This is a genomic window from Streptomyces sp. SID5469 (assembly GCF_009862865.1).
Lineage (GTDB): Bacteria > Actinomycetota > Actinomycetes > Streptomycetales > Streptomycetaceae > Streptomyces > Streptomyces avermitilis.
Genome location: NZ_WWIN01000001.1, coordinates 1298357 through 1309682, shown reverse-complemented (window position 1 = coordinate 1309682; position 11326 = coordinate 1298357). Strand labels below are relative to the sequence as shown.

The following is an 11326-nucleotide window of genomic DNA, read 5'->3' as shown; positions in this document are numbered from 1 at the left end:
GCGCCAATCGACCCCAGGGTCGACGGTTCCCCCGCACCGGACGTACGCGCCCGCGACGCACCACACAGAGAAGCCCTATGTGCACCCGTGCCCCCGCTGTCGCCCCGCCGTCTGTCGGCCACGCCGAGAGCCTGGCCGCAGGCCACACTGAGCGGCTGCCCGTCGGCCTGGTGCGCGATCGCCGATACAGCCGGCGCGGCCCTCAGGTCCTGAATGCGAGCGGACCCCCGTCGGCCGCCCGGTACGACGACCGGGCGGCCCTGATCATCGGCGAGACCAGCACCCGCCGGGCCGGCCCGGAAGAGCCGTTCCTTCACCGAAAGCGCCCTCCGGCGGCCGACGGCCGATGGATCGGGTCCTGTCCGGGGACCCGGACGACCAGCAAGCGCATGCAGCCAGGCGGAAGGACCATGACGCCATGCACATCGATCTGAAAGGCCGCACCGCACTGGTGACCGGCTCCACGCAGGGCATCGGCGCGGCGATCGCCGTCGGACTTGCCCGGGCCGGCGCCCGGGTGGGCGTCAACGGCCGCTCCCGGGAGCGGGTCGAGTCAGCCGTCGCCTCGCTGGCCGTGGAGGCGCCGGGCGCCGATCTGGTGGCGGTGACCGCGGACGTGGCCACGGAGGAGGGCGCGGCCGCGGTGGAGGACGCGCTGCCGCAGGTGGACATTCTCGTCAACAATCTCGGAATCTTCGGTGCCAAGGACCCGCTGGAGATCACCGATGACGAGTGGCGGCGCTACTTCGAGGTGAACGTGCTCGCCGCGGTGCGCCTGACTCGCATGTTCCTGCCGGGAATGGCCGAACGTGGCTGGGGCCGCGTCCAGTACCTCGCCAGTGACTCGGCGGTGGCCGTGCCCGCGGAGATGATCCACTACGGCATGTCCAAGACGGCACTGCTCGCGGTGAGCCGAGGATTCGCCAAACAGGCGGCGGGCACCGGGGTCACGGTGAATTCCGTCATCGCGGGCCCCACGCACACCGGCGGGGTCGAGGACTTCGTCTACGAGCTCGTGGACCGGGAGGTGCCCTGGGACGAGGCGCAGCGGACCTTCATGCGTGAGCGGCGCCCGCAGTCCTTGCTCCAGCGGCTGATCGAGCCGGAGGAGATCGCCAACATGGTCGTCTACCTCAGCTCCGAGCAGGCTTCGGCCACGACCGGGGGAGCCCTGCGTGTCGACGGCGGATACGTCGACTCGATCCTGCCGTGACCCGGCGTGCGCCGGTGGCGTTCATCCTTGAGCCGACCGGGAGGCGGATGTGACCGTGACGCGTGTCGGCCTGGTCATGCACGGAGGTCGTGCGCAGGCCGGGGACGCCGCGAGGATCGTGCGTGGCTGGTGCGCGGAACGCGGCGTGCACTGTGCGGACATCGACGTGTGGCGGGACGACACCCGGCACAGTGCCCGCGAGGAGGTCGCGGCGGCGGGCAATCCGGATCTGATCGTCACGCTGGGCGGAGACGGCACGTTCCTGCGGGGTGCGCGGCTCGCCGCGGAGAATGACGCCCTGGTCCTCGGCGTCGATCTCGGCCGGGTGGGTTTCCTGACAGAGGTGCCCGCCGCCGCTGTGTGCGAGGCGCTGGAGGCCGTCCAGGAGGACCGGATCACGGTCGAGAGCCGCATGCTGCTGACGCTCCGCGCGTCCCGTCGTCTACAGGTGCCCACCGGCATGGAAGCTCTGCTGCGATACGGGCGGGGCCCCCTCCTGCCGCCCCCGCGGGTGCGTACCGACTGTGCGGAGGGCGATGACTGGGGCATCGCGCTGCACGTCACCGCGCTCAACGACATCGTCCTGGAGAAGCTGGCGAGGGACCGGCAGGTGTCGGTCGGCGTCTATCTCGCCGGCCGGCTGCTGGCCTCCTACTCCGCCGACGCGCTGCTGGTGGCCACGCCCACCGGCTCGACGGCCTACAGCTTCGCCGCGGGCGGTCCGGTCGTCTCGCCGCGCGCCGAGGCTCTGATCTTCACCCCGGTCGCCCCGCACATGGCGTTCAACCGCTCCGTCGTCGCCGCCCCCGACGAGCCGATCGCACTGCGGGTACTGGACCGCTCGGGGCCGGCCGCGGTCAGCGTCGACGGACAGTTGCGCGGTGTGCTCGACCCGGGGGACTGGATCGGTGTGTACGCGGCTCCGCGCCGGCTGAAAGCGGTCCGGTTGGGGCCCATGGACTTCTACGGCCGTCTGCGTGAACGCATGAACCTGACCGACGCCCCGGCCGCGGTCGCCGACGGGCAGGCCGCCCCGCTGTGGCCGGTGACCAGTGCTCCGCCGGCCGATCTGGCGCATCTGACCCTGCCCCCAGGGCCCGGTGACACGCCGTCCGCCTCGTGAACGGGGCGCGCGGCGGTGTCGGGCAGGCTCGGCGACCGGGTCCGGGACTCGCGCGGCCTCGTCGGACTGGTGTCTTTCTGGTGTCTTTCCGGAAGTGACACGAGCAGGGTGTGCGTGCGGTGGCCCGCTCGGACACCCGAACGGCCGATACACGCCCGGCCGTTCGGGAGAAGCCGGGATGCGGGCGATCCCGCGGGCGCCCGCCCGACATCGCACATCCGTACGACTCCCCTGCGCTGGTGAGCAGCCTCACCCAGTGGTGGCGTAGGAGGGAACCGCCCGTACGCACGATCCCTCCGGAGGCATCAGCGATGAACCGTCGTCCACGCCGCGCAGCCCATGTCTTCGTCTCCACCCTGGCGGCAGGCGCGCTGCTCACCACCGCGGGGTGCTCGGAGGACGGAAACAGCCGGGGCAGTTCGGAGGCCGTGTCCAGCCCTTCCGCCGAGCTCTCGGCCTCCCCGCTGGTCAAGGAGTCCCCGGCGGCCTCGACCGCGCCCGCACTCACCACGGAACAGGCCCAGACCGCGCTGCTCACCAATACCGATCTGGGCTCGGAGTGGACCCAGAGCAAGGCCGCTGAGTCCTGGCGGGCCACCATGGTCAAGGGCAAGACGAACCTCGCCGAGTGCCAGAAGCTGCTCGACGCCCTGGTCTCGGGGGAACTGCTGGGCGATCCCTCGGGTTCGAGGGCGGTGACGGGCTTCGCGGACAGCGACAACGACGCCCAGATGCGCTACGAGGTCGCCGCGTACGACCACGCCGCCCTGGACAAGTCGTTCGACTGGCTGAAGTCGGTGCCCGTGACGTGTGACCAGTTCACGGCCACCGACACCCCCGTGGGCACACAGACGGTCCAGGTCGTCGAGACGTCGCTGCCCAGCGCGGGCGACGACCGTCAGGGACTGCAGATGACCGCGACCGGCGCACTGGAGGGCACGCCGTTCACGCTGACCATGGACATCGCCGCCGTACGCGTCGGCGACAACGCCATCAGCCTGACCAACGGCGGCCTCGGCGGCGCCGACAGCGACTCCACGAGCCAGGCCGTCCAACTGGGCGCGCAACGCCTCACGGACGTCCTCGCCGGGAAGACCCCGGCCGAGCAGCCACCCGGTCAGCAGGACTGACGACGCCTCATCGATCCCAGACCCGGCGCTACGAGCCGACGCGGCCCCGGGAGGACTCACGGTCCGGGGACGAGACCGACACTCCGAGCGGGCGGGCGAGACCGACCACTCCCTCGTCCAGGCGTTGCAAATGCCTCAGGACACGGCTCGTGACCCGGTCGGGCCGCGTGGCACCCTCAGTGTCCGCCTCCAGCATGGCGGCGAGGCTGGCGCCGGTCTCGACCACACCTTCGCTGCCCTCGTCCTCGACCCGGGCGACGAGTACGCCGATGTTGTCGGCGATACGCCGCCCGGCCCTCTTGAGACGCGGATCGGCGGCGACGGTCTTGCTGTAGGGCAGGAGTTCGGCCGTCGCCGCCAGCGAACGCGCGTGATAGGCGCATGTCTCCAGGAGAGCCACGAGATAGCGCGCGGTCTGGCGGCGGGCCCGCAGCGGGGTGATCGGGTGGGTCAGCGGCTGCGTGGAGGACCGCAGATCGTCCAGTGCCGTGTCGAGGTCCCGGGCCTTGTCCAGCAGATCGAGCGCGGGCCCGCCGCTCAGCTGCTCCACCGCGGCGTCGGTGACGTCCCCGAGCCGGCTCAGCACCGTGCCGAGGAGTTCGTCGGTACGGCGATCCGTGTTCACGGGCAGGACCAGTACGGCCGCGATGACGCCGCAGGCGGCACCGAGCGCGGTCTCCGCGATGCGCAGGACGAGCACCTCGGGGCTGTAGGTGTTGAGGAGCGTGTACAGCAACCCCAGCATGGCCGTGACGAAGAAGGACATCAGGGCGTACGACAGCGGCGCGCTGTAGAACATCGCGAAGATGAAGAGCAGCACGAGTACGAACGCGAGCCAGGTGCGGTTGCCGACCAGGCCCGCCAGGGCGACCCCGGCGACGACCCCGAGCACGGTGCCCAGGAGCCGTCGGTAGCCCTTGACGAGGATCTCTCCGGTGGACGCCGTGTTCAGGAAGACGACCCAGCAGGTCAGCACCGCCCAGTACCAGCGCTGGCTGGAAAGGAACTCGCCGCCGACGATCGCCAGGGCCGAGCCCACCGACACCTGGACGGCGGACCGGGTCGTGGGACGCTTCAGCCCCGTGGGTCCGTCGTCGTCCGGCTCCTTCTCCTCGGCCCCCGCGATGGCGACGTCCTCGGCGTCCAGCTCCTCACGGGAGCGGGTCGTCGCGGGTGTGTCGTCGGACTCGTCCTGGGGTCCGTCGACGGCCAGCCGCAGGCCCAGGACGGAGCGCGCCGCCTCTCCGATGCCGCGGAAGACGTCCTGGACCGCGGCCGAGGCGCGCGGCAGGTTCTCTTCGTCGCGGTAGCCGAGCAGCCGGTTGCGCAGATGGGCCACCGCGGGGCCGCGGTCGTGCGAGACCGGGCGGAGGACGAGCATACGCAGCGCGTGGAGATCACGGCGCAGTGTGGCCGTGACGTCGTCCTGCGCTCGCGGCCAGTCGCCGGGTGCCGGCAGCGGCGCGTTCGGCAGGTGCAGGGTCAGCGTGTCGGCGCGTTCGGCGCTTCGGGCGCTGAGCAGCAGAACACCGAGTCGTTCGGCGGCGATCTCGGCGTCCGCGACGCGGCGCTGTACGAGCGAGGCGGTGGCGCTGTCGCTGGTGCCCTCGTCCAGCCGCCCCTGGATCATCAACGCGGTCTCGTGGAGGCGCGCGGTGTGCAGGCGTACGTCCTCCAAGGCCTTCTCCAGGCGGGCGGGGCCGGCGTCGAGCAGCTCGATCTGGGCGGACACCAGTTGGGCGAGGCGAGCCCGGAACGCCCGGCGCAGCCGCTCCAGAATGCGCTCGGGCGTCTCGACCACCAGGCCGAACCGCACCACCGCGCTACAGGCGAACGCGATGGCGAGCGTCCCGCACAGCCCGGGCAGCGCGGAGAAGGTGGCTCTGACGAACAGTGACACGAAGTAGACCTGAAACCCGATCAGACCCAGTGCCATACCGCGGTCACCGAACCGGCGGCTGTAGACCGCGGCGAAGATCAGCGCGATGAAGAAGAGGTCACCGGCGATGACGTGGGTGTTGAGCAGCGCTCCCAGCGACATCGCGGTGAGCGCCACGGGCAGACCGAGCGCGAGGGTGACCGCCTGTTCGCGCCGCTGTTTGTCCTTGACTGCGAAGGTGGCGACCATGGCCGCCATGGAACCGGCCACCATGTGACTGACATCGGCACGGAGAAGGGCCAGGACGGCAAGGGTGAGCGCGATGGCACCCACGGTCCGCAGCCCGGCCATGAGCCGCAGCAGCCCGGGGTCGGATGCTGTGAATCGGTCCCAGGTGCCCGTCCGGCTCGGCCGCGTCACTGTCCTCACGCTGCTGTTTTTCCCCGCTCTCCGTCATGATCCGCGATTCCTTCCAGCATGGCACGAGTCAATTTCTCTGCCGTCCCTCGGGGCCCACGGAAGGCCGCCACGGCAGCAGTCTCCCGTCGGACGGCCTGCCGGTGCGGGAGGCCGAGCGCCTGCTGCCGCGGCAGGCCGGGAGGCCGGCGTCCGCATGCCGGGGTCGCATCCGAAGGGGGTCGCGTGGTCCGCGACCCCCAACCGGCGTCCGGTGGACGGCTGTTGAGCGGATCGCCGACATGACCGAGCCGCGCCCTCGGCCCTGCCGGAGCGCGCCCCGTTCCTCCCGGTACCGGTACCGGGAGGAACGGGGCCAGGGCGGGGGGACAGGGAAGGCCCTGCCCCGTCGTCGCCGGGTTCGCCGACCTGCCGGAACCTCCGACCGTCGCGCGCGGCAGTCACGGCAACGCGTCAGGCCTGGTTGTCGATGCCTGTCACCGTGGCCGGGCCGAGCGGTGCTTCATCAGGAGCGAATCCGGCCTCGCGCAGCGCGGATGCGGCTGTCCGTTTGGCATCCTCTTCCGCGTTACGGCTGTCGTCGGCTGTCACCTCCAGGCGGATGCTGAAGGTGTTGTCGTCGTTGACGGTGAGGAGATCCAGGTCTTCCTGCTGCCCCAGGGAGGTGTGGTGCGGGTCGGCCGGCCGCAGCAGTCGCACGAGAGCGGAGCGCACGTCGTCGCTCGGGTCCCGCAGGAACGTGCCGGGAATGGTGATGACGTAGGTGGTCACGTAAAACTCCTCCTTCAGACGCCCTGCCTGGGCCGGTCCCGTAGGGGACCCCGCCCATGCGGATGCCCCTCAGGCGGATCATCGAACGCCCAGAACGCCGCGCGGTCCCTTCGACACGCGCAGGCGGCAGGTGCCGGATCCTCGTGGGGGTCAGCCCGAGGCGCCGAGCGCTACCGCGAAGGGGGCGGTGCCGTGCTGTCACGGACCACGAGTTTCGTGGGTACGAGCGTGGTGCCGTGTTCTGCCGCGTCGTGGCGCATCCGCCGCAGGACACCCTGCACACACAGTCGCCCCACTTCCGCGAAGTCCTGGTGAACAGTGGTCAGGGGAGGCAGGAAGGAGCCGGCCTCGGGGATGTCGTCGAAGCCGATGACGCTGACGTCCTCCGGAATTCTCCGGCCGCGCTCGTGCAGGGCCCGCAACAGCCCCAGCGCCATCTGGTCGTTGGCGGCGAACACCGCCGTACAGTCCTCCTCGTCGGCGATCCGCAGCCCCGCCTGATAGCCGGACTCCGCCGACCAGTCGCCTCGTACCACGGCGGGCGGGACGCGGCCCGCCTCGATGAGTTCGGCGCGCCACGCGTCGGCACGGCGCTGCGCCGCGTACGACTCCTCGGGACCGGCCAGATGCCAGATCGTGCGGTGACCGAGTTCCAACAGGTGCCGCACGGCCGCGCGGGCTCCGCCCGCCTGGTCGGTGTCGACCACGGTGTAACGGTCACCGGCGTCCGAGTCCGCGACGGCGACCTGGACGTGCGGGGGCAAGGAGATGGTCGCCGCATCGAGAAGGTGCACTTCCATGATGATGATGACGGCATCGACGGCGAGCTCTCCCAGACGGGAGAAGGCGCCGTGCACCTCGTCCTGGGTGGGGACGGCCACGGGCAGGAGCGTGACGGCGTACCCCTCCTGCGCCGCGGAGGTGGCGATCGCCTCCAGGGTCCGCATGTTGCCCGTGGTGGAAAGGTTGAACGTGATGACACCGATGGTGCGGAACTCGCCGCGCTTGAGGGCCCGGGCCGCACTGTTGGGCCGGTAGCCCAGCTCCTTCATGGCCGCCAGGACCTCTTGCCGGGTCTCTTCGGTGACGCCCGCGTAGCCGTTGGACACGCGGGAGACGGTCTGCGAGGAGACGCCGGCCAGGCGGGCGACATCCGCCATGGACGCACTCTGTCTGCGCCGGGCGCTCTGTTCATCCATGCGCGTCAGTGCCCGCGGCACGCTCGTCGAGCCGCTGTCCGCCGTGTTCACGCGTCTCCCTCATGACGAGTCGCAAGCGACTCTTGACCACCAACATTGGGGCAGTGTAGACATGCCGCCATCAGATGTTTACGTAAACATAACAGCTCACGGCTTCCTTCGGAGCGCGATGTTTACGCAAACATCGCGACGGCGTGTGACGCCGGTTCCGAGATGGACGAGCGAGGAACGACATGACGACGCTACAACCCTCAGCGGCTGTATCACGGCCCCCGGCCCGGCCTCCGTCGAAGCGGGACCGCCGCTCGTGGACAGGGTGGGGGTTCATAGGCCCCTTCGCGGTGGTCTTCGCCTTTGTCTTCCTGGCTCCGATCGTCTATTCGATCTACCTCAGCGTCTTCCGCACCCAGCTCATCGGCGGCACGACCTTCGTGGGCCTGGACAACTACCAACAGGCCCTGCACGACGACCAGTTCTGGGCCTCGCTCGGACGGGTCTCGCTCTTTCTGGCCGTACAGGTGCCGATCATGCTGGGCATCGCCCTGCTGATCGCCCTCGCCCTGGACAGCGGGCGCCTCTACGGCAAGGACTTCTTCCGCATAGCGATCTTCCTGCCGTACGCGGTGCCCGCCGTGGTGGCCACCCTGATGTGGGGCTTCATGTACGGCACCCGCTTCGGTCTCGTCGGGGACATCAACGAGGCCTTCGGCGTCACCCTGCCCGACCCGCTCTCCACCGACCTGGTCCTGGCGTCGATCGGCAACATCGTCACCTGGGAGTTCGTCGGCTACAACATGCTGATCTTCTACTCCGCGCTGCGGGTCATCCCGAACTCGCTGTACGAGGCCGCGGAGATCGACGGCGCCGGACAGATCCGCGTCATCACCGCCATCAAGCTCCCCGCCATCCGCGGTGCCCTCGTCATCGCGACGATCTTCTCGATCATCGGCAGCTTCCAGCTCTTCAACGAGCCGAACATCCTGCGGCCATTGGCGCGCAACGCCATCACGACGGACTACACCCCGAACTTCTTCACCTACTCACTGTCCTTCAACGGCCAGCAGCACAACTACTCCGCGGCGGTCGCCATCATCATGGGGCTGATCACCATGGTCATCGCCTATGCCGTGCAGCTCCGCGGCATGCGCAAGGGAGCGTGACCCGATGAGCAGCACGAGCAGCCCCGTCACCACCGACTCCCAGCCCGCATCCGTTCCGGCCACCGGCCCGACCAAGGGCGCGCCCCGACTGCGCACGCCCCGCAAGCATGTTCCCGGACGCCCCAAGCGCAGCGTGCCGCTGACCCTGCTCACCGGCCTGGTCCTGCTCTACACCCTGGTGCCCTTGGCGTGGCTGGTCATCAGCGCCACCAAGACCCAGGAAGGGCTGGCCGACTCCTCCGGACTGTGGTTCGCCCATGACTTCGCCCTCTGGGACAACATCAGCCAGACGTTCACCTACGACGACGGCATCTTCGTCCGCTGGTTGCTGAACACCCTGCTGTACGTCGTGCTCGGGGCCGGCGGTGCCACCCTCCTGGCGATCCTGGGCGGCTACGCGCTGGCGAAGTTCACCTTCCCCGGAAAGCGCGCCGTCTTCGCCGTGGTCATCGGCGCCGTCGCCGTCCCGGGCACCGCCCTCGCGGTGCCCACCTTCCTGATGTTCAGCAAGATGGGGCTGACCGACACACCGTGGGCGGTGATCATCCCCTCGCTCGTCTCGCCCTTCGGCCTGTATCTGATGTGGGTCTTCGCCACCGAAGCCATTCCCGTCGAACTCCTCGAGGCCGCCCGCATCGACGGAGCGGGCGAGGTGCGCACCTTCTTCCAGGTCGCCCTGCCGCTGCTCGCCCCCGGCATCGTGACCGTTCTGCTGTTCACCACGGTCGCGACCTGGAACAACTACTTCCTGCCGCTGATCATGCTCAAGGACCCGGACTGGTACCCCCTGACCCTCGGCCTGAGCGCCTGGAACGCCCAGGCCGAGACGATCGGCGGCGATGTGATCTTCAACCTGGTGATCACCGGCTCGCTGCTCACCATCGTCCCGCTGATCATCGCGTTCCTGCTGTTGCAGAAGTACTGGCAGTCCGGGCTCGCCGCCGGAAGCGTCAAGGAATGACCCACCCTCAGGCCCACCCCCCTCAGCCTCACCTGTTTCCCTCTCCCTCACCCTCGCCCCGTCCCACCCACGAAGAAGTGGAAGCATCTCCATGCGCAGAACGACCCGCCGCCTGATGCGCGGCCTCGCCGTCCTCTCCGTCCTCGCCCTCGGGGCGACCGCCTGTGGCGGCTCCGACGACGACAGCGCCGACCAGAAGCCGGTCTCCGCCGGGGACATCCAGGCGGCCCTGAAGAAGGGCGGCACGGTCACGGTCTGGGCCTGGGAGCCCACGCTCAAGACGGTCGCCGCCGACTTCGAGAAGAAGTACCCCAAGGTCAAGATCAACCTCGTCGGCGAGCGGTCCGGCGACAAGCACTACACCGCGCTGTCGAACGCCATCTCGGCCGAGAAGGGCGTTCCCGACATCGCGCAGGTCGAGTACTTCGCGCTGGGGCAGTACGCGCTCACCAAGGGCCTCACCGACCTGACCCCCTTCGGCGCGGACAAGCTCAAGGCCAAGTACACCCCCGGCCCGTGGAACGCCGTGAGCGAGGGTGACAAGGTCTACGGCCTGCCCATGGACTCCGGCCCCATGGCGCTGTTCTACAACAAGAAAGTCTTCGACAAGTACAAGGTCGCGGTGCCGACCACCTGGGACGAGTACGTCGAGGCGGCCCGCAAGCTGCACAAGGCCGATCCCAAGGTCTACATCGCCGCCGACGCCGGCGACGCGGGCCTGACCACCAGCATGCTGTGGCAGGCCGGTTCGCGTCCCTACCAGGTCGACGGCACCAAGGTGAAGATCGACTTCGCCGACGCGGGCGCCAAGAAGTACACCGACACCTGGCAGAAGCTCATCGACGAGAAGCTCGTCGCACCCATCTACGGCTGGACCGACGACTGGTACAAGGGCCTGGGCGACGGCACCATCGCCACCCTGCCCAGCGGCGCCTGGATGCCCGCCAACTTCGTCACCGGCGTGCCGAAAGCCTCTGGCGACTGGCGAGCCGCCCCCCTGCCGGCCTGGACCAAGGGCGACAAGGCGAGCGCGGAGAACGGCGGCAGCTCCCTCACCGTGCCCGAGCTGGCCAAGAACAAGGAACTCGCCTACGCCTTCGTCGAGTACGCGAACGCCGGCGACGGTGTGCAGACCCGCATCAAGCAGGGCGCCTTCCCCGCGACCACCGCGGAACTCCAGTCCACCGAGTTCCAGAACACCAAGTTCGACTACTTCGGTGGGCAGGAAGCCAACAAGATCTTCGCCGACTCGGCCGCCAACGTCGCCGACGACTGGTCGTACCTGCCCTTCCAGCAGTACGCCAACTCGATCTTCAACGACACCGTCGGCAAGGCGTACATCTCGAAGACCAAGCTGGCCGACGCCCTGAAGTCCTGGCAGGACGCCTCCGTCAAGTACGGCAAGGAACAGGGCTTCACCGTCGAGTAGTCGAGGCAAGCCCCCCACGCCGCCCCCTTGTGACACACCGGAAG

9 protein-coding genes are annotated in these 11326 nt (G+C 69.4%); 6 read left to right on the top strand and 3 right to left on the bottom strand.

All coding sequences use genetic code 11. The annotated features are described in order from the left end of the window. The first annotated feature begins 418 nt into the window (after positions 1–418). The 3 genes from GTY58_RS05585 (at position 419) to GTY58_RS05575 (ending at position 3466) form a co-directional block, all read left to right on the top strand. Positions 419–1213: an SDR family oxidoreductase gene (locus GTY58_RS05585; protein ID WP_010982474.1), complete on the top strand. Its 795-nt coding sequence runs from the start codon at positions 419–421 to the stop codon at positions 1211–1213. Positions 1214–1262: 49 nt separating this feature from the next. Continuing rightward, complete coding sequence (locus GTY58_RS05580; protein WP_010982473.1) at positions 1263–2336, top strand: NAD(+)/NADH kinase; 1074 nt, start codon at positions 1263–1265, stop codon at positions 2334–2336. 311 nt (positions 2337–2647) lie between these two features. Further along, entirely contained in the window at positions 2648–3466 is an 819-nt protein-coding gene (locus tag GTY58_RS05575; RefSeq protein ID WP_010982472.1) for a hypothetical protein, read from the top strand. Between the two features lie 28 nt (positions 3467–3494). On the opposite strand, the gene GTY58_RS05570 is transcribed toward GTY58_RS05575, so the two are convergent. The 3 genes from GTY58_RS05570 to GTY58_RS05560 all read right to left on the bottom strand — a co-directional run bounded on the left by GTY58_RS05570 (position 3495) and on the right by GTY58_RS05560 (position 7732). Then, entirely contained in the window at positions 3495–5696 is a 2202-nt protein-coding gene (locus GTY58_RS05570) for an FUSC family protein (RefSeq protein WP_078234755.1), read from the bottom strand. 519 nt (positions 5697–6215) lie between these two features. Beyond that, positions 6216–6533, bottom strand: a complete 318-nt coding sequence (locus tag GTY58_RS05565) for a hypothetical protein (protein ID WP_010982470.1) — start codon at positions 6531–6533, stop codon at positions 6216–6218. A 170-nt stretch (positions 6534–6703) separates the two neighbouring features. Then, positions 6704–7732, bottom strand: coding sequence for a LacI family DNA-binding transcriptional regulator (locus GTY58_RS05560; protein WP_042494260.1), 1029 nt, complete (start codon positions 7730–7732; stop codon positions 6704–6706). A 233-nt stretch (positions 7733–7965) separates the two neighbouring features. Here GTY58_RS05560 and GTY58_RS05555 point away from each other — a divergent pair, with 233 nt between their 5' ends. The 3 genes from GTY58_RS05555 to GTY58_RS05545 all read left to right on the top strand — a co-directional run bounded on the left by GTY58_RS05555 (position 7966) and on the right by GTY58_RS05545 (position 11282). Next, the gene (locus tag GTY58_RS05555) at positions 7966–8892 is read left to right on the top strand and encodes a sugar ABC transporter permease (RefSeq protein ID WP_010982468.1); all 927 of its coding nucleotides are present in this window, start codon (positions 7966–7968) and stop codon (positions 8890–8892) included. A 4-nt stretch (positions 8893–8896) separates the two neighbouring features. Then, complete coding sequence (locus GTY58_RS05550; protein WP_010982467.1) at positions 8897–9853, top strand: carbohydrate ABC transporter permease; 957 nt, start codon at positions 8897–8899, stop codon at positions 9851–9853. Positions 9854–9944: 91 nt separating this feature from the next. After that, positions 9945–11282, top strand: a complete 1338-nt coding sequence (locus GTY58_RS05545) for a sugar ABC transporter substrate-binding protein (RefSeq protein WP_010982466.1) — start codon at positions 9945–9947, stop codon at positions 11280–11282. Positions 11283–11326: the final 44 nt, after the last annotated feature.